Below are 18,800 nucleotides of genomic sequence, written 5' to 3'. Positions count from 1 at the left end.
CCCTATTTCGCTGCCGCGGCTGCGGCTTTCGCGTCTGCTTTGGCCGCAGCTTTGTCGGCCGCTTTTTCTGCGTCCATCGTGGCCTGGAGCGACTTGCCGTGCTCGGGCGTTGGCCACAGGCCGCGCGGGCGCCACAGCATGACGATGATCATGGCCAGGGCAATCAACAGCTGGCGCAGGATCGATGCATCGAGGCGCCCACCGGTGAGCAGTTGAAGGTCGAACACGCCCGACACCCAGCGCAGTACTTCCGGCAAGGCGGACAAGAGCACCGCGCCAAGAATCACGCCGGGCAAATGGCCGATGCCGCCGAGCACGACCATCGCGACGATCATCACCGACTCCATCAGGCTGAACGACTCAGGTGACACGAACTGCTGGAACGCGGCAAACATCGAACCCGACACGCCACCGAACGTCGCGCCCATGCCGAACGCAAGCAGCTTCATGTTGCGTGTGTTGATGCCCATGGCCTTGGCCGCGATCTCGTCTTCACGAATGGCCATCCATGCGCGGCCGATGCGCGAGAACTCCAGGCGGTGACAGATGATCACGCTCACCACCACCAGCGCCAGGAACATGTAGTAGTAGAAGGTGACGGAAGAAATCTCCACACCCATCACCATCTGCGGCTTGCCCATGTTCAGGCCGAAGAACGTGATCGGGTCGATCTGGTTCAGCCCCTTGGGCCCGTTGGTGATATTGATCGGGTGGTCCAGGTTGTTCAGGAACACGCGGATGATTTCGCCAAAGCCCAGCGTGACGATGGCCAGGTAGTCGCCGCGCAGCTTGAGCGTCGGCGCGCCGAGCAGGATGCCGAACGTGCCCGCCAGCAAGGCGGCGATCGGGATCACGGCATAGATCGGGATGTGCAGACCGTCCGGGAACATCATCGCCATCCACGCGAAACTCTCGGTCAGGTGCGGTGAAGCGAGCAGGCCGTACATGTAGGCGCCGAGCGCAAAGAAAGCGACAAAGCCCAGGTCGAGCAGGCCCGCATAGCCCACAACGATGTTCAGGCCCAGTGCGAGCAGCACATAGAGCAGCGCCATGTCGGCGATGCGCACCCAGAAGTTGCCCATGTACTGCAGCAGCACGGGCAGCAGCAGCAGGATGGCTGCCGAGATCACGAAGTTGAGTGTCTTGTTGTTCTTGATGAACATGGTCTTCCCCTAGGCCCGGTCCGCGACGCGTTCGCCGAGCAGGCCCGATGGCCGCAGCGTGAGCATGATGATCAGCACGATGAACGCGAAGATGTCGGAGTAGTGGCTGCCCAGCACGCCACCTGTGAGCGTGCCGATGTAGCCCGAGCCGATCGACTCGATCAGGCCCAGCAGGATGCCGCCTACGACAGCGCCCGCCAGGTTGCCGATGCCGCCGAACACGGCTGCTGTGAACGCCTTCAGGCCAGGCAGGAAGCCCATCGTGTGCTGCACGGTGCCGTAGTTCGATGCGTACATCACGCCAGCAATCGTCGCGAGGATGGCGCCGATGATGAAGGTGGCAGAGATCACCATGTCAGGCTTCACACCCATCAAAGCAGCCACGCGCGGATTCTCGGCAGTGGCACGCATGGCCCGGCCCAGCTTGGTGTAGTTCACCAGATACATCAGCACGGCGAGTGATACAGCCGTCAGGCCCAGGATCATGATCTGCGTCGGTGTGATCACCGCACCGCCGATCGCGATAGGCGCTGAGGGCAGCAGCGTGGGGTACGGCTTGTAGTTCGGCTTGAAGATGATCATCGCCAGCGTCTGCAGCAGGATCGACATGCCGATCGCGGTGATCAGTGGCGCCAGTTTGGGGCTGTTGCGCAAGGGCCGGTAAGCGACTTTCTCGATGATGAAATTCAACGTCGCGGCGACGAAGCACGAGATCACCAGCACGATGATCAGCACGCCCCAGCCAGGCAGCCAGGGCATGGCCTCCTGCACGGTGCCGATCAGCGCCCAGCTGGTGAGCGCGCCCACCATCAGTACTTCACCGTGTGCAAAGTTGATCAGGTTGATGATGCCGTACACCATGGTGTAGCCAAGGGCCACCAAGGCATACATGCTGCCGAGAACCAGACCGTTGATGATCTGCTGCAGCAGGATTTCCATAGGGTTCTCCGTTTCTTGTCCGGGCTTTGCGCCGTTCTTCTGAGAGTAAGCAGGCGTTTTGCGCCATCGTCGCTACTGGCCAAACTACTAGCAAAAAACCCGCCAAGACAAGCATGGGCGGGTTTGTCGTCGCGATTGTAGCCAAGCACATTGCCTGACCAATCGTATGAGCTGCGGGGTTTACCCTCGTCACTTTTGCCTCAGGTTCAGCTCTCGCAGCTGGCGCAGTCGCTCGCCAATTTTTATCTCGAGGCCGCGTTCCACCGGGCGATAAAGCGCAAGTGGCTCCATGCCTTGCGGAAAGTAGCTCTCGCCAGCAGCAAACCCGCCTGCCTCGTCGTGCGCATACCGGTAGTCCTTGCCGTAGTCGAGGTCTTTCATCAGCTTGGTCGGTGCATTGCGCAAGTGCAAGGGAACGGGGCGTGTTCCCTCTTTTGCGATCAGTGCCTTCGCTTCGTTGAACGCCACATACACAGCGTTTGACTTGGGCGCCATCGCAAGATAAATCACGCACTGCGCCAGTGCCAGTTCGCCCTCGGGCGAGCCCAGGCGTTCGTACACATCGGCCGCGTCCAGCGCCAGCCGCAGCGCGCGCGGGTCCGCCAGGCCGATGTCTTCAGCGGCCACGCGAATCAGGCGCCGCGCCATGTAGCGAGGGTCCGCGCCGCCATCGAGCATGCGCATGAACCAGTAAAGCGATGCGTCGGGGTCAGAGCCGCGCACGGACTTGTGCAGCGCGCTGATCGTGTCGTAGAACTGCTCGCCGCCCTTGTCGTAGCGGCGCATGCGCTCGCCCAACACGCGAAGCAGCCAGGCGTCGGTGATGTGGTCGAGCCCCTCGGTGGTGGCGGCGACTGCCAGCGTCTCGAGCGTGTTCAGCATGCGGCGGGCATCGCCGTCTGCATAGGCCAGCAACCTGTCCTCAGCGGTCTTCTCGATAGCGGGCACGGCATTGATCGACTGTGCGCGCTGCACGATCTGCCGCAGGTCTTCTTCGCCAAGGGACTGCAGCACGTACACAGCAGCACGCGAGAGCAAAGCGGAATTGACTTCGAACGACGGGTTCTCGGTGGTCGCGCCGATGAACGTGAACAGGCCAGACTCCACATGCGGCAAAAACGCGTCCTGCTGGCTCTTGTTGAAGCGATGCACTTCATCGACAAACACGATGGTGCGCCGGCCGCCGGCACCTGTCGCCTGCTCGAGCGCAGTGCCTTGCGCCATCTGCGCTTGCTCCACTGCTTCTCGGATGTCCTTCACGCCACCGAGCACCGCGCTGATGGTGATGAACTGCGCGTCGAACGCATCGGCCATCAACCGCGCAATCGTCGTCTTGCCGGTGCCGGGAGGTCCCCACAGGATGCAGCTGTGCGGCTGGCCGGACTCAAATGCGATGCGCAATGGCATGCCTTCACCCAGCAGGTGCTGCTGGCCGATCACTTGCGCGAGGGTCTTGGGACGCAGACGTTCAGCCAGCGGTTGATGAGCGGGAGATACGTTCTTGGCAGCCACGGCGGACAGTGTAAAGTGCCCGCGCTGAGCGCTACCGCCATCAACGATCAGGTGGCCAGCTTTGAGCCGGGCTAGCCTTACTGCTTGATCACGTCCGCGTTTTGCGGCGGCTTGAAGTCGAACACTTCGGTGCCGACTTTGGCGTTTGTGTCCATCTTGCTGAACGTCATCACCGAGCGCTGGCCGAATCCGTCGAGGATATCGAGCACGGCCAGCTCATTGCCGCGAAAGCCGACCTTGATGCTGTGCACCTGGCCTTCCTTGGTTTTAGGCGTGGCCTGCACCCAGTCGATGCCGTCCTTCTCGCCGGCTGCTTCGACGTTGAAATCCTTGCGCAAGGTGGCGAGATCGGGGGCTGCGGCAATGATGGCAGCGGGTGTTTGCGCGAGCACTTGCGCCTGCGCACGCTTGGTCACCTGTCGAAGATCGGCGTCATAGAGCCACAGCGTCTGGCCGTCAGCCACGATCGTCTGCTCGAAGGGCCGCTTGTAGTTGAAACGAAAGCGGTTGGGCCGCGCAAATTCAAAGGTGCCGGAAGATGTTTTGCTCTTGCTCACCTGCCCCTCACGCGCGGGCGCGGTGACTACCTGCGTGAAGTCGGCGCGGCCGGACTTGGCCGTCTTCATGAAGTTCTCCAGCGACTCAACGCCGCCAGCGTGCGCGCCGCACATGCACGCGATGAGCGAAAGGGTGGCAACGATTCTTTTCATGGCAGCAATTGTCGCGCGCGACGATGCAGGCCCCGTGTAGGCCTTGTCCGCGTCAGGTTGACTTCGTTACAGGATGTTCACTCGCGATTGGGCACCAGAATCTCGCGCTGGCCCGAGCCGCTCATGGCACTGACAAGCCCCGCCTTTTCCATCTCTTCCACGAGACGCGCGGCGCGGTTGTAGCCGATCTTCAAGTGCCGCTGCACGAGCGAGATACTCGCCTTGCGGTTCTTCAGGACGACCTCGACGGCCTGGTCGTACATCGGATCCTTCTCGCCGCTACCGCCACCCTCGCCGTTGAGATCGCCGTCTTCATCGACAGTGCCGCCCTCAAGAACGCCCTCGATGTAGTTCGGCTCGCCGCCCTGCTCCTTCAGGTAGGCCACGACGCGGTGCACTTCCTCGTCGCTCACGAAGGCGCCGTGCACGCGGATCGGAAAGCCCGTGCCGCTGGGCATGTAAAGCATGTCGCCCATGCCCAGCAATGCCTCGGCGCCCATCTGGTCGAGGATGGTGCGGCTGTCGATCTTGCTGGAGACCTGGAAAGAGATGCGAGTCGGGATGTTTGCCTTGATCAGGCCCGTGATCACGTCCACGCTGGGGCGCTGCGTTGCAAGAATCAGGTGGATGCCGGCCGCACGCGCCTTTTGCGCCAGGCGCGCGATCAGCTCTTCGATTTTCTTGCCGACGACCATCATCAAGTCGGCGAGCTCGTCGATGATCACCACGATATGCGGCAGGCGCTCGAGTGGCTCGGGGCTGTCCGGCGTAAGGCTGAAAGGGTTGTAGATGAATTGCTCTTTGGCCTTCGCCTCGTCGATCTTGACGTTGTAGCCGGCGAGGTTGCGCACACCCAGCTTGCTCATCAGCTTGTAGCGCCGCTCCATTTCACCCACACACCAGTTCAGGCCGTGGGCGGCCTGCCGCATGTCGGTGACAACCGGTGCGAGCAAGTGCGGGATGCCTTCATACACCGACAGCTCGAGCATCTTCGGGTCGATCATGAGCAGGCGTACATCGCGCGCTTCTGCCTTGTACAGCAGCGACAGGATCATTGAGTTGATGCCCACCGATTTACCCGAACCTGTCGTTCCTGCAACCAGCACGTGCGGCATCTTGGCAAGGTCTGCGACGACAGGGTTGCCGATGATGTCCTTGCCCAGGCCCATCGTCAGCATCGACTTCGCTTCGTTATAGACCTGCGAGCCGAGAATCTCCGACAGCCGGATCGACTGGCGCTTGGCATTGGGCAACTCCAGCGCCATGTAGTTCTTGCCCGGAATCGTCTCGATCACGCGGATCGACACGAGGCTGAGCGAGCGAGCAAGGTCTTTGGCGAGGTTGACGATCTGCGAGCCCTTCACGCCAGTGGCAGGCTCGATTTCATAGCGGGTGATCACCGGGCCGGGTTGGGCCAGCACCACGCGCACTTCGACGCCAAAGTCCTTCAGCTTTTTCTCGATGAGGCGGCTGGTCATCTCCAGTGTCTCGTGCGACACGGTTTCCTGCCGGCCGGTCGGCCCATCAAGCAGGTCGACCTGGGGCAATTTCGAATCAGGCAGCTCCATGAAGAGCGGCTTCTGCCTTTCCTTGGCCACGCGCTCGCTCTTGGGCACATCGACCATGATGGGCTCGATCAGCACCGGCACAGGGTGGTGCTCCTCGATTTCAACGCGCTCTTCGTGCAGCACTTCCTCGCGCAGGCGCGCGGCCTGCTGGCCGAGCGCGACGTCTTCGGCGATCTCGCGCTTCTCGCGGCGCGCCTCGACCAGGCCATAGAGCTGAGCGCCCAGCCGCTCTGCCACCTGGCTCCACGAAAAGCGGAAGACCACTGCCGCACCCACAACCACCAGCGCAACGAACACCAGCCCCGAGCCAGTGAAGCCGAGCCATTTCATCCCGAGCGGGCCGGTGATGAAACCCAGCGCACCGCCCGCATGGTCAGGCAGCTTGCCTTCGAAGCGATAGAGCCGCGTCCATTCGAGCGCCGTGCTGGCGCACAGCAGCACCGCCAGGCCGAGCCAGAACGCGGTGCGTGTGCGCGAGAAATGGCCTTGCGCATCAGGGCGTCCTTCGCCGCGCATCCATTGCGCGAGCGCCGTGAGCCACGCGCGAACCGCAGCGGCGAATGCCCACCACGCGGAGAAGCCGAAGAGGAAATAGCTGGCATCCGCCAGCAGTGCGCCGAGCCGGCCACCCCAGTTCGCGATGGGCGCGCCAGTGCCAGACGTAGAGAAGGCCGGGTCTTGTGCCGAGTAACTCAGCAAGGCCAGCAGCCAGAACAGGATGGCCACGAAACCAGCGACGATGGCAGTTTCGTGGGCGAAGCGGGCCAGGCCGGTGCGCGGCGCTGTGGGAGCCCCGCCGGAGGTAGTCAGGGTGTCGAGCGAATACGTCATGAGGCGAGCGCCGAGCTTAACTCAGCGTGCCTGCACGAGCTGTTAACCGAGCGTGGAAAGCCTGTCCTTGATCCACATCGAGCCGTCGTCGCGTGTCTCGATGAAGCCGCGGTCTTCCAGGTCTTTCATCACCCGGCTCACCATTTCACGCGAGGCGCCAACCATCTTGGCGATGTCCTGGCGGGAAATTCGTTCGCGGATGGTCATCAGCCCCTCGCGGTCGGGCGTGGCGAACTCAAGCAGGGCGCGCGCCACACGGCCGTAGACGTCCATCAAGGCCAGAGATTCGATCTTGCGGTCAGCCTGGCGCAGGCGCTGCACCAGGCCCTTCATGATGGCGTAGGCCATCGAGCTGTTTTCGGGCAGGCAGCGTGCGAACTCGGTGCGGCCCAGGGCCAGCATGTCGGTTTGTACTTCTGCGCGCACAGTGGCCGAATGGGCCTCGTTGTCGATCAGGCTCATCTCGCCGATGTAGTCACCCGGCTGCAGCGTGGCGAGAATGACTTCACGGCCACGTTTGTCGGCTGTGACGACTCGCACGCGCCCCGTCAAAATGATGAAAAGCGTGTTGGACTTCTCGCCCTGCTCGACGATGATTTCGCCGCGCTTGAAACGGCGCTTGCTCACCGCATCCGCGACCGACTCCGCCTGGGAAGCCGTGAGCAGGGCAAACAGCGGCACCCTGCGAATCAGTTCCAGATTGGACAGCATCGACATTCTTCAATCCCTTCGGGCGACGACACAAATGATCGGTTCTTACAATCGGCACTATTAATCACGGCAACGACCTTGCTATCCAAGTCGGGTTGATACTTGCCGCTTTGCCCCGAAATGTACATCCAGCTGTGGCCTTATCCACACAGGTTTCTACCATGCCTTCCCCCACGCACTCTCCCAAGCACTCCAAAGTTCTGATCCTCGGCTCCGGCCCTGCGGGCTATACCGCTGCGGTCTATGCAGCGCGCGCCAACCTCAATCCGGTCCTCGTCACCGGCATTGCGCAAGGCGGCCAGCTCATGACAACGACCGAGGTCGACAACTGGCCCGCCGACGTGAATGGCGTGCAAGGCCCTGAATTAATGCAACGCTTTCTGGAGCACGCCGAGCGATTCAAGACCGAGATCGTGTTCGACCACATCAACAGCGTCGATTTCAGCAAGCGCCCGTTCGCACTCAAGGGCGACAGCGGCGAATACACGACTGACGCATTGATCATCGCCACGGGTGCGTCCGCCAAATACCTGGGCCTGCCGTCCGAGCAGGCGTTCATGGGCAAGGGTGTTTCGGGTTGCGCAACATGCGACGGCTTTTTCTATCGCGGGCAAGTCACCTGCGTGATCGGCGGCGGCAACACCGCTGTCGAAGAGGCGCTGTACCTGTCGAACATTGCAAGCAAGGTGTACCTGGTCCATCGCCGCGACAAGTTCAAGGCTGAACCAATCCTTGTCGACAAGGTGATGGAAAAGGTAGCGGCCGGCAAGATCGAGCTGAAGTTGTTCAAGACGCTCGACGAAGTGCTTGGCGATGCATCGGGCGTGACAGGCGTGCGCCTGAAGGACACCGGCAGCGGCGAGACAGAAGACGTCATGCTGCACGGCTGCTTCATCGCGATCGGACACCAGCCGAACACCGAGATCTTCAAGGGCCAGCTTGAGATGAAAGACGGCTACATCGTCACGAAGTCCGGCTTGCAGGGATTTGCCACGATGACCAGCGTGCCGGGCGTCTTCGCTGCCGGCGACGTGCAGGACCACATCTATCGCCAGGCCATCACCAGCGCTGGTACGGGCTGCATGGCAGCGCTGGACGCACAACGCTTCCTGGAGCAGTCACAAAGCTAGCAGGCTATAATCCAAGGCTTCGCTGAATTCGCCTGGGAAGGCGCGTTCGGCGTTCAGGGTTACCGCCACCCTTCTGGCGAGGTCAAGCGCTCCCCTCACGGGACCGCTGTTTCAAGTTCATGGAGTGCTTATGGCACGCGTCTGCGACGTAACGGGCAAAGGCCCGATGGTCGGAAACAATGTTTCCCACGCCAACAACAAAACCAAGCGCCGGTTCATGCCGAACCTGCAATACCGCCGTTTCTGGGTTGAGACCGAAAACCGTTGGGTGCGCCTTCGCATCAGCAACGCTGGCCTGCGCCTTATCGACAAGAACGGCATCGATTCCGTGCTCGCAGACCTGCGTGCACGCGGTCAAGCCTAAACCCCAGGAGCACCATCATGGCAAGCAAAGGCGGACGCGAAAAAATCAAGCTGGAATCCACTGCGGGTACCGGCCATTTCTACACCACGAGCAAGAACAAGAAGACGATGCCTGAAAAGATGTCGATCATGAAGTTCGACCCGAAAGCTCGCAAGCACGTCGAGTACAAGGAAATCAAGCTGAAGTAATGGGTCCATCGACCTGTTGACGACAGTCTTCCAAACAAAAAGGGCCCCGCGGGGCCCTTTTTGTTTGGCTGCGGCGCATTGCGCCGCCCCGGATCACACGTGCGCCGCGCGCAGCTTCCGGCTGAACTGCTGCAAGGCAACGATGCCGCTTTCTTCAGCGCGGCGGCACCACGCTTGCAAGTCAAGCGCGAGTTGTTCGCGCGACTGCGAGGTGTTCAGCCACATCTGGCGAAGCTCTTCGCGCATCGTGACCATCTTGTCGAGCACGGGATAGGCTGCGCGGGCTTGCGCCAGCTGCGGGCGGGCGGCTGCCGGCACGCGGTCGTCGTCGCGATGCATCCAGCGATTCGCGGCCTTCATGATCGACAGGTCGGCGCCCTTGGCCTTCAGCAAGGCGATCTCGCTCCTGCAGGCGTTGCGCATTTCAGCGGCGTAGCCGGCCATCACTTCATAGCGATTGGCGATCAGGGCCTCAAGCGTCTTCTCGTCGGCCACAGGGCGGATCTCGCCGAGCTGCAGCTTGGGCGGAACCTTCTTGACCGTGGCCCAGCCGATCTTGCTCATCATCGTGATGTAGACCCAGCCAATGTCGAACTCATACGGCTTGACCGAAAACTTGGCCGACGTGGGATAGGTGTGATGGTTGTTGTGCAGCTCTTCGCCGCCGATCACGATGCCCCACGGGGAGATGTTGGTGCTGGCATCCGGCGCTTCGAAGTTGCGGTAGCCCCAGTAGTGGCCAATGCCATTGATGATGCCGGCCGCCGTGATCGGAATCCACAACATCTGCACGGCCCACACAGCCAGGCCGATCGCGCCGAACAGCGCGACGTTGAGGATCAGCATCAGGCCGACGCCCTGCCAGCTGAAGCGCGTGTACAGGTTGCGCTCGATCCAGTCGTCGGGCGTGCCCAGGCCGAACTTGGCGATCGTTTCCTTGTTCTTGGCTTCTGCGCGATACATCTCGGCACCCGTCCACAGGACAGCTTCGATCCCGCGGGTCTGCGGGCTGTGCGGATCGTCAACCGTTTCGCACTTGGCGTGGTGCTTGCGGTGAATCGCGACCCATTCCTTGGTGACCATGCCCGTGCCCAGCCAGAGCCAGAAACGGAAGAAGTGCGACGGGATCGGGCCCAGATCCATGGCGCGGTGTGCCTGGGTGCGGTGCAGGAAGATGGTGACGGCAGCGATGGTGATGTGAGTCGTCACCAGCGTGTAAAGAATGATCTGCCACCAGGAGAGGTTCAACAGGCCGTGGGCAAATAGCTCGATGGTTGAGTTCAGAACAGCCCAGTCGGGGAGCAACATGGAGGGGAATCTCTCTCGTTAAAAAACGTTGTGTGGCGTAGCGCTCTGTAGTGGAGTGATTTTACGGGCCAAGGTTCAAAAGCAAGCTGTGGTTATCCACAGGAAAGCCTCTTCTGTTTGATCCACATCAATTTTTCACCCACATAGCGGCGAAGAAGCCATCCGTGTGGTGCCGGTGGGGCCACAGGCGCAGGAAGTCGCCACCGGTCTCGCCGCCGCTGCACAAGGTGGCAGCGCCGTCGACCTTCAGATTGGACAGCACTTCCAGTGCAGCAAGTGGGCTGAACTCCTTATTGGCCGCAGTGAATGCAGCTGCAATCTGCTCGTTTTCATCGGGCAGCACACTGCAGGTGGCGTAAACCAGCCGTCCGCCCGGCTTCAGAAGCCGGGCTGCGCTCTGCAAAATGGCCGCCTGCTTGACAGTCATCTCCTGCACCGACTGCGGCGTCTGGCGCCACTTCAGGTCCGGGTTGCGGCGCAGCGTGCCAAGGCCGGAACAAGGCGCATCGACGATCACGCGGTCGATCTTGCCGGCAAGCCGCTTGATACGCTCATCACGCTCGTGGGCAATGCCTGCCGGGTGCACGTTCGACAGCTTGCTTCGCGCCAGCCGCGGCTTCATGGCATCGAGCCTGTGGGTCGACGTGTCGAAGGCGTAGAGCCTGCCTGTGTTGCGCATTGCCGCGCCGATTGCCAGCGTCTTGCCACCGGCACCAGCGCAGAAGTCCACGACCATCTCGCCGCGCTTGGCATCGAGCAGCAGCGACAACAGCTGCGAGCCTTCGTCCTGCACTTCGATCGCGCCGCGCGCAAACGCATCCATCTTCGCAAGCACCGGCTTGCTCTCCAGCCGCAGGCCCCACGGCGAATACGGGGTGGGTGTTGAGGGCAAGCCTGCAAGCTTCAGTTCCTTTTGCACGTCAGCACGCTTGTCGTTGAGCGTGTTCACACGCAGGTCGAGCGGCGCGGGCTGGTTGAGGCTGTCTGTCAACGCCCAGAACTCGCTGCCCAGCTGGTCTTTGAGCGGCTGCACCAGCCACTCGGGCAGGTTGTGGCGATGCCGCTCCAGCAGGTCTTCCTTGCGGATCGAGTCGCAATTGGCCAGCCACTGCTTTTCCTGGTCGCTCAGTGCGCTCAGCAGGAAGTCGCGCGGCCCATGAAAGCCAAGGATAGCCATGCGCCGCTCTTTCGGCCCGCTGCCCGAAGGCGAGAGATGGTCGAACAGCAGCTTCTTGCGCAGCACGGTATAGACCGTCTCGGCGAGCGTGGCTCGCTCGCGCGGCCCCAGCGAGCGGTGCTCGCGGAAGTAGCGCGACACGATCGTGTCTGCAGGGTGGTCGAACTTCAGGGTGAGCTTGACGAGCTCGGCAGTGGCGTCGAGCAGGGCTTTGGGATGCATGGGTGGATTGTCCGCCTCAAACGGCGTATTGAAAGGGGGCGTTACCGGGCCGTCGCAAGCGTCGGCAACAGGGCCGCGATGGCGCGGGGGTAGATCAGGTGTTCCTGCGTGAGTACGCGTGCGGCCAGGGATGCAGCCGTGTCGTCAGGCAGCACAGGAACGACGGCCTGATCGAGGATAGGCCCGAAGTCGAGTTCAGCGGTGACTTGGTGCACGGTCACACCCGCAAATTTGCAACCGGCGTCAATCGCCCGCTGGTGCGTGTGCAACCCCGGGAACGCGGGCAGCAACGACGGATGGATATTGATGAGCCGGCCCTCGTATCGCGCAACAAAAGCCGGCGTGAGGATGCGCATGAAGCCCGCCAGCACCACGAGCGAAGGGTTGTGCCGGTCGATGACGCCTGCCAGCTCGGCATCGAACGCCTCGCGCGACGGGAAGTTCTTATGGTCGACCACATCGGTCGCCACGAGCTGCTCGCGTGCAATCGCGAGTCCACCAGCGTCCGGCCGGTTGCTGATCACGGCCGACACCTGCGCGTCGAGTGACTTGCGCCAGCCCTCGCGCTGCGCCGCCCGGATGATCGCCGCCATGTTCGAGCCGCCGCCGGAGATCAGAATCACGATGTTCTTCATTTCCCGATTATCCCAACCATGCACCTGCGTCCCCTGACCGAAGCCGAAGCCCGCGTGCTGGCCACCCTGATGGAGAAGGCGCGCACCGTGCCTGACAGCTATCCACTCACACTCAACTCGCTGGTGGCTGGCTGCAACCAGAAGTCCAGCCGTGACCCGGTGATGAACATGACCGAGGCCCAGGCGCAGGAAGCGCTCGACAGCCTCAAGCTGCTCTCGCTCGCCTTCGCCACCAGCGGCAGCCGTGTGGCGCGCTGGGAGCACAACTTCCAGCGTGGTGTCGGCGTGCCGGAGCAGTCGGCGGTGCTGCTGGGCCTGTTGATGCTGCGCGGCCCGCAGACGGCCGGCGAGCTGCGCATCAACAGCGAGCGCTGGTATCGCTTCGCCGACATCTCATCGGTCGAGGCATTTCTCGATGAGTTGCAGGAGCGACCTGAAGAAAAGGGCGGCCCACTGGTCATCAAGCTCGACCGACAGCCCGGCGCGCGCGAGCAGCGATGGGCGCATCTGCTGTGCGGCCCTGTGGCCGCGTCTGCCTACGCAGCGGCACCTCCGGGCAACTCACACGCCACGAGCGGTCTGGCCGAACGCGTTGAAACGCTCGAAGGTGAAGTCGCCCGCTTGCGCCGCACACTGGAAGACCTCTGCGCCCAGCTGGGGATGTCACCGCCCGGACAACACGATTAGCACGACCGTGCTGATAATGCCGCTTGCTTTGGAGACACGTATGGATTTGGCTTTCACACCTGAAGAACAGAAATTCCGCGAAGACGTCCGGGCCTGGGTTCACGCCAACCTGCCCCAGGACATTTCGCACAAGGTGCACAACTCGCTGCACCTGTCGCGCGAAGACATGCAGAAGTGGGCGCGCATCCTGGGCAAGAAAGGCTGGCTGGGTTATGGCTGGCCCACGGAGTTCGGCGGCCCGGGCTGGAATGCCATCCAGAAACACCTCTTCGAAGAAGAAACTGCACTGGCAGGCGCGCCCCGCATCGTGCCGTTCGGGCCGGTGATGGTGGCGCCCGTGATCATGGCTTTCGGCAATGCCGAGCAGCAGCAGCGCTTCCTGCCGGGCATCGCGAGCGGCGAAGTGTGGTGGAGCCAGGGCTACAGCGAACCGGGCTCGGGCTCAGACCTCGCATCGCTGAAGACGCGCGCCGAACGCAAGGGCGACAAATACATCGTCAATGGCCAGAAGACCTGGACGACGCTCGCACAACACGGCGACTGGATCTTCTGCCTCGTGCGCACCAGCACCGAAGGCAAGCCGCAAACCGGCATCTCGTTCCTGCTTATCGACATGAAGTCGCCCGGCGTCACCGTGCGCCCGATCATCATGCTCGACGGCGGCCATGAAGTGAACGAAGTGTTCTTCGACAACGTCGAAGTGCCCGCCGAGAACCTGATCGGCGAAGAAAACAAGGGCTGGACGTACGCCAAGCACCTGCTCTCGCACGAGCGCACCAACATCGCCGACGTGAACCGCGCCAAGCGCGAGCTGGAGCGCCTCAAGCGCATCGCGAAGGCCGAAGGCGTTTATACCGACACGCGCTTTCGCGACGAGATCGCCAAACTCGAAGTCGATGTGGTCGCGCTTGAAATGCTCGTGCTGCGCGTGCTCTCCGCAGAGAAGTCGGGCAAGAACTCGCTCGATATCGCAGGCCTGCTGAAGATCAAGGGCAGCGAAATCCAGCAGCGCTACAGCGAACTGATGATGCTGGCGGCCGGGCCCTTTGCCGTGCCGTTCATCAAGGAAGCGATGGAGGCCGGCTGGCAGGGTGATTACGTGGGCGCTGCCCATGCCGCACCACTGGCCGCGACCTACTTCAACATGCGCAAGACCACGATTTACGGCGGCTCGAACGAAGTGCAGCGCAACATCGTCGCGCAAACCGTTCTCGGCTAACCCGCTGCCCCAGGAGCATTCAATGGATTTCGATTTTTCTGACGACCAGCAGCAACTGCGCGACGCCGTTCGCAAGTGGGTGGACAAGGGCTATGACTTCGACCGCCGCCGCGCGATCGTGAAGGCAGGCGGGTTCGACCGCAGCGTCTATGCACAACTCGCCGAGCTGGGTCTTGCAGGCCTCTATATCTCGGAAGACGACGGCGGTATGGGCATGGGCCCGATCGAGGGCATGGTCGTGATGGAAGAGCTCGGCCGCGGCATCGTGATGGAGCCGCTGGCACAAACGTTGATTGCAGGCGGCGTCATCAGCGGCTATGCACCCGATGCCGTGAAGGCGGCGTGGCTGCCGAAGATCGCCGGCGGCGAGTCGCTCGTGGTCCTCGCGTACCAGGAGCAGAAGGCGCGCTACCGCCTGGACACCTGCGAAGCAACAGCAACGCAGTCGGGTGACAGCTGGAGCGTGACGGGCTACAAGAGCATCGTGCCTGCCGGTGACCAGGCTGACGCGTTCCTCGTCCCCGCGAACGCCAACGGCAAGATGGCGCTGTTCCTCGTCGAGAAATCCGCCAGCGGCGTCGCGGCACGCGGCTATGGCACACAAGATGGTTCGCGCGCGGCAGAAGTCGCCTTCAAGTCGTCGCCGGCAACGCTGGTCACCAGCGAAGGCCAGACTGCACTTGGACATGCAGTGGACATCGGCATTGCAGCCCTGTGCGCAGAAGCAGTGGGCGTGCTCGACAAGACGATGGACGTCACGGTCGAGTACATGAACACGCGCAAGCAGTTCGGTGCAACGCTCTCGAGCTTCCAGGCGCTCAAGCATCGTGTGGCCGACATGAAGATGCAGCTCGAACTCGCACGTTCGATGAGCTACTACGCATCGCTCAAGCTGAACGCACCGACCGACGAGCGCCGCCGCGCACTGGCTCGCGCCAAATACCAGCTGGGCGTGTCGATGCGCTTCATTGGCCAGCAATCGGTTCAGCTGCACGGCGGCATTGGCGTGACAGAGGAATACATCGTCAGCCATTACTTCAAGAAGCTCACGCAGCTGGAGATGACGTTCGGGGATACCCTGGACCACCTGGGCGAAGTCTCCGAAAGAATGCAGGACACAGCCGGGGTCTTCGCTTGAGGAAAGCCGCGCGTTTTTCAGCGGTCTGACCCGATGGAGGAGCCCGGCAATGCCGGGCTTTCTTTCATGTCCGTTCACGCTGCACGATGTTCCGCGCGAACGGTGCCCCGCTGGGGAACAAAAGCAGATTGGAGACAAACATGATTTCACGCCGCCTCTTATTGGCTCTCGGTGCGGGCTTGCTGGCCCTGGCCGGCTGCGCCACTGCGCCATCTGCGCAGGACGCACCGCCCATCGTCTTCGTCCACGGCAATGGCGATACCGCCTCGATCTGGCAGACCACGATGTGGCGCTTCGAATCGAATGGCTGGCCGCGCTCGCGGCTCTACGCCATCGACGTCCCCTACCCAATCGCGCGTGACGACGACGCCAGGCCGCAAGCCGGCCGCACATCGGCGGCCGAAAACGCAGCTCATGTCAAAGCGGCGGTCGAGCAGGTGCTGCAGTCCACCGGCGCAAAGCAGGTCGTCCTGTTCGGCAATTCGCGCGGCGGCATCGCGATTCGCAGCTATGTCGAATCGGGCGGCGGCGACAAGACCGTGAGCCATGCGATTCTTGGCGGCACGCCTAACCATGGCGTGTGGGCCGTGCCCATTGAAGGGCTGCCGAACACCAGCGAATTCGCAGGCCACGGGCCCATCCTCACCGCGCTGAACCGACCAAAGAACGCGCAAGGCGATGAAGTGACCGGCCCCGTGAAGTGGATGACCATCCGCTCGGACAACAACGACAAGTTCGCGCAGCCCGACGGCCTGTGGGTCGGCAAGCGCGGCGTCGCCACTGGCGTGACGAACGCAGGCCCCGAACTCAAGGGCGCGACCAACGTCGTCATCCCGCGCATTGATCATCGCGAGACTGCCTACTCGCCTGCCGCATTCGCTGCGGCCTACCAGTTCATCACGGGCAAAGCACCGGCAACGTCCGCGGTCACGGCTGAAGACAAGATCGTGCTGCGCGGCAAGATCAGCGGCCTGGGCGTTTCGTCCACCGATCCGGCGAGCGGTGCCTTCTCCAACAACCTGCCGCTGCCAGGCGCGAAGCTGCAGGTCTTTGCCGTCGACTCGAACACCGGCGAGCGTCGCGGCGCGCCGGCTTACGAATCGACCACCGGTGCCGACGGCATGTGGGGCCCCTTCAACGCTGCGGCAGACACGCGCTACGAGTTCGTGCTTTCAGCGCCAGGCTACGCAACATCGCACATCTATCGCAGCGCATTCGCGCGTTCCAGCGACGTCGTGAACATCCGCGCCGAACGCATTGCCGATGCCGACAAGAACGCACCGACCATCGTGCGAATGACCCGCCCGCGCGGCTATCTCGACCCGGGGCGCGACAAGATGGTGTTCGACAGCATCAGCCCGCCGCCGGGCGCGGTGCTTGGAGCGGGCGTTGCCACTTCGACGTTGAAGCCTGCCTATGACTCGCCACGCGCCATCACGGCTGAGTTCAATGGGGAACGCATCATTGGCCGCACCTGGCCCGCAGCACAGGGCCACATCACGACGCTGGAGCTGACGTACTGAAGCCTGTTCGCAGGCTACGTATATAGCCGCGACGTCTTCGGCAGGTGCGCCATCAAAAACTCCATCTGGTCCGCCAGGATGCGGCGGTTGCGAAGGATGAAGTCTTCCCACAGGCTGGGAATGTAGGGCGCGAACAGCAGCGGCATGCGCGCCTGCTCGGGCGTGCGGTTGCTCTTGCGGTGGTTGCAGGCGCGGCACGCGGTGACCACATTCATCCAGTGGTCCTTGCCGTTTTGCGCGAACGGGATGATGTGCTCGCGGGTGAGCTCTTCTTCGTAGTGCACCAGGCCGCAATAGGCGCACACATTGCGGTCGCGCGCGAAGAGCTTGGTGTTGGTGAGGCCCGGCTTGAGGTCGAACGGGTTGATGTTCGGCACGCCCTTGGTGCCGATGATGCTCGACACGCTGATCTGCGATTGAAGGCCCGTCTCGGCGTTGTGGCCGCCACGAAAGAGCGCCACTTGCGCGCCGACTTCCCAGCGCACCTCATCGGCAGCGTAGTGCAGCACCGCCTGCTCCAGCGAAATCCACGACTGGGGCAAGCCTTGGGCGGACAGCTTCAGAACCTTCAAAACAGGACTCCTTGATTGAACAGGAAACCAGGCACGAGGTCAGGCGGCGCAGCAAAGCGCGGCTACAGCACAATATACCTTGTTTTGATGAACCGTCCGCTACAGCGGACAACCCTGCGACGCTTGCCAGATCGGCTTAAGTTGCTATCAAAAAGATAACACCGGAACGCGATGCGCATTTTCAGAGGCTTCCATCACCCGGGCATTGCGCCGGCCTGCGCGCTCACGATCGGCAACTTCGACGGCGTGCATCGCGGCCACCAGGCCATGCTCGCGCTGCTCAATAGCGAAGCCAGGCATCGCGGTGTGCCCAGCTGCGTGATGACATTCGAGCCGCATCCGCGCGACTACTTTGCGGCACTGGCGCGCAAGCCTGAGCTGGCGCCCGCGCGCATCGCGACCCTGCGCGACAAGCTCACTGAACTCGCCAGCTGCGGCGTCGACCAATGCGTGGTGCTCCCGTTCGACGCACGCTTGTCCGCCCAAGTGCCGCAAGCGTTCATCGACGACGTGCTCGTCAAAGGCCTGGGCGCGAAATATGTGCTGGTGGGTGACGACTTCCGCTTTGGCGCCAAGCGCGCTGGCGACTACGCCATGCTCGACGCGGCCGGCGCCGCGCGCGGCTTCGACGTGGCGCGCATGAACAGCTACGAAGTGCGCGGCCTGCGCGTGTCCAGCTCGGCGGTGCGCGATGCGCTGACGCGTGGCGACATGACGGCTGCCGCCGCATTGCTGGGCAGGCCGTACAGCATCAGCGGGCACGTGGTGCATGGCCGCAAGCTCGGCCGCGAACTCGGATTCAAGACGCTGAACCTGCGCTTTTCACACTGGAAGCCAGCGGCCAGCGGCATCTTCGCCGTGCAGGTCGCAGGGCTCGGCGAGCAGCTGGTACCCGGCGTTGCCAATCTGGGCATCCGGCCGTCCATCGACCCGGGCGACGTCAACGGTGGCCGGGTGCTGCTGGAGACGCATTGCCTCGAATGGCCCGACGAGCTGGGCCCTGAGGGGGCCTACGGTAAGATCATCCGCGTGGACCTGCTGCACAAATTGCACGACGAGTTGAAGTACGACAGTCTGGAAGCCCTCACACAGGGCATTCGCAAAGACTGCGACGACGCTCGCACCTTCTTTGCGTCCACGCGCCGGCAAACGACGCGCGACCGAATTTAGCGATTCGAATTTCCGGGCCCCTTGCCTGGACGA

Annotated in this window: 18 protein-coding genes; 8 read left to right on the top strand and 10 right to left on the bottom strand. The window is 62.5% G+C overall.

From position 1 onward, the window contains the following. Window positions 1-2: 2 nt before the first annotated feature. The 6 genes from GHT07_RS02810 to GHT07_RS02785 all read right to left on the bottom strand — a co-directional run bounded on the left by GHT07_RS02810 (window position 3) and on the right by GHT07_RS02785 (window position 7,440). Window positions 3-1,157, bottom strand: coding sequence for a branched-chain amino acid ABC transporter permease (locus tag GHT07_RS02810; RefSeq protein WP_323740782.1), 1,155 nt, complete (start codon window positions 1,155-1,157; stop codon window positions 3-5). A 15-nt stretch (window positions 1,158-1,172) separates the two neighbouring features. Continuing rightward, the gene (locus tag GHT07_RS02805) at window positions 1,173-2,102 is read right to left on the bottom strand and encodes a branched-chain amino acid ABC transporter permease (protein ID WP_153583539.1); all 930 of its coding nucleotides are present in this window, start codon (window positions 2,100-2,102) and stop codon (window positions 1,173-1,175) included. 189 nt (window positions 2,103-2,291) lie between these two features. After that, on the bottom strand, window positions 2,292-3,614 hold the full coding sequence (locus tag GHT07_RS02800) for a replication-associated recombination protein A (RefSeq protein ID WP_323740761.1): 1,323 nt from the start codon (window positions 3,612-3,614) through the stop codon (window positions 2,292-2,294). A 77-nt stretch (window positions 3,615-3,691) separates the two neighbouring features. Then, window positions 3,692-4,324: an outer membrane lipoprotein chaperone LolA gene (gene lolA, locus GHT07_RS02795; protein WP_153583537.1), complete on the bottom strand. Its 633-nt coding sequence runs from the start codon at window positions 4,322-4,324 to the stop codon at window positions 3,692-3,694. A 77-nt stretch (window positions 4,325-4,401) separates the two neighbouring features. Further along, on the bottom strand, window positions 4,402-6,723 hold the full coding sequence (locus tag GHT07_RS02790) for a DNA translocase FtsK (protein WP_153583536.1): 2,322 nt from the start codon (window positions 6,721-6,723) through the stop codon (window positions 4,402-4,404). Between the two features lie 42 nt (window positions 6,724-6,765). Beyond that, entirely contained in the window at window positions 6,766-7,440 is a 675-nt protein-coding gene (locus tag GHT07_RS02785; protein WP_153583535.1) for a Crp/Fnr family transcriptional regulator, read from the bottom strand. Window positions 7,441-7,595: 155 nt separating this feature from the next. Here GHT07_RS02785 and trxB point away from each other — a divergent pair, with 155 nt between their 5' ends. The 3 genes from trxB (at window position 7,596) to rpmG (ending at window position 9,116) form a co-directional block, all read left to right on the top strand. Then, window positions 7,596-8,564, top strand: a complete 969-nt coding sequence (trxB, locus tag GHT07_RS02780) for a thioredoxin-disulfide reductase (RefSeq protein ID WP_153583534.1) — start codon at window positions 7,596-7,598, stop codon at window positions 8,562-8,564. A 130-nt stretch (window positions 8,565-8,694) separates the two neighbouring features. Continuing rightward, a complete protein-coding gene (gene rpmB, locus GHT07_RS02775; protein ID WP_153583533.1) occupies window positions 8,695-8,928 on the top strand; it encodes a 50S ribosomal protein L28 in 234 nt (77 codons plus the stop codon). Window positions 8,929-8,945: 17 nt separating this feature from the next. Further along, on the top strand, window positions 8,946-9,116 hold the full coding sequence (rpmG, locus tag GHT07_RS02770) for a 50S ribosomal protein L33 (RefSeq protein ID WP_019425810.1): 171 nt from the start codon (window positions 8,946-8,948) through the stop codon (window positions 9,114-9,116). A gap of 93 nt (window positions 9,117-9,209) precedes the next feature. Here rpmG and GHT07_RS02765 read toward each other — a convergent pair whose 3' ends face one another. The 3 genes from GHT07_RS02765 to purN form a co-directional block, all read right to left on the bottom strand. Next, window positions 9,210-10,424, bottom strand: coding sequence for a DesA family fatty acid desaturase (locus GHT07_RS02765; protein WP_153583532.1), 1,215 nt, complete (start codon window positions 10,422-10,424; stop codon window positions 9,210-9,212). A 127-nt stretch (window positions 10,425-10,551) separates the two neighbouring features. After that, window positions 10,552-11,823, bottom strand: coding sequence for an RsmB/NOP family class I SAM-dependent RNA methyltransferase (locus GHT07_RS02760; protein ID WP_153583531.1), 1,272 nt, complete (start codon window positions 11,821-11,823; stop codon window positions 10,552-10,554). Between the two features lie 41 nt (window positions 11,824-11,864). Beyond that, a complete protein-coding gene (gene purN / locus GHT07_RS02755; RefSeq protein ID WP_153583530.1) occupies window positions 11,865-12,458 on the bottom strand; it encodes a phosphoribosylglycinamide formyltransferase in 594 nt (197 codons plus the stop codon). Window positions 12,459-12,476: 18 nt separating this feature from the next. On the opposite strand from purN, the gene GHT07_RS02750 reads away from it, so the two are divergent. The 4 genes from GHT07_RS02750 to GHT07_RS02735 all read left to right on the top strand — a co-directional run bounded on the left by GHT07_RS02750 (window position 12,477) and on the right by GHT07_RS02735 (window position 17,025). After that, entirely contained in the window at window positions 12,477-13,145 is a 669-nt protein-coding gene (locus GHT07_RS02750; protein WP_153583529.1) for a YceH family protein, read from the top strand. Window positions 13,146-13,185: 40 nt separating this feature from the next. Beyond that, on the top strand, window positions 13,186-14,364 hold the full coding sequence (locus tag GHT07_RS02745) for an acyl-CoA dehydrogenase family protein (RefSeq protein WP_153583528.1): 1,179 nt from the start codon (window positions 13,186-13,188) through the stop codon (window positions 14,362-14,364). 22 nt (window positions 14,365-14,386) lie between these two features. Next, window positions 14,387-15,502 (top strand): acyl-CoA dehydrogenase family protein, encoded by a 1,116-nt coding sequence (locus GHT07_RS02740; RefSeq protein ID WP_153583527.1) that lies wholly within the window; start codon window positions 14,387-14,389, stop codon window positions 15,500-15,502. A gap of 140 nt (window positions 15,503-15,642) precedes the next feature. Then, window positions 15,643-17,025, top strand: a complete 1,383-nt coding sequence (locus tag GHT07_RS02735) for an alpha/beta fold hydrolase (protein WP_153583526.1) — start codon at window positions 15,643-15,645, stop codon at window positions 17,023-17,025. Between the two features lie 14 nt (window positions 17,026-17,039). Here the strand turns inward: GHT07_RS02735 and GHT07_RS02730 are convergent, their stop codons facing one another. Next, on the bottom strand, window positions 17,040-17,597 hold the full coding sequence (locus GHT07_RS02730; RefSeq protein ID WP_153583525.1) for an HNH endonuclease: 558 nt from the start codon (window positions 17,595-17,597) through the stop codon (window positions 17,040-17,042). A 171-nt stretch (window positions 17,598-17,768) separates the two neighbouring features. On the opposite strand from GHT07_RS02730, the gene GHT07_RS02725 reads away from it, so the two are divergent. Further along, complete coding sequence (locus GHT07_RS02725) at window positions 17,769-18,767, top strand: bifunctional riboflavin kinase/FAD synthetase (RefSeq protein ID WP_153583524.1); 999 nt, start codon at window positions 17,769-17,771, stop codon at window positions 18,765-18,767. Window positions 18,768-18,800: the final 33 nt, after the last annotated feature.

The sequence above is a fragment of the Caenimonas koreensis DSM 17982 genome, from assembly GCF_009646335.1.
GTDB classification, from domain to species: Bacteria; Pseudomonadota; Gammaproteobacteria; order Burkholderiales; family Burkholderiaceae_C; genus Ramlibacter; species Ramlibacter koreensis.
This window is presented reverse-complemented; position numbering and strand designations above follow the sequence as displayed.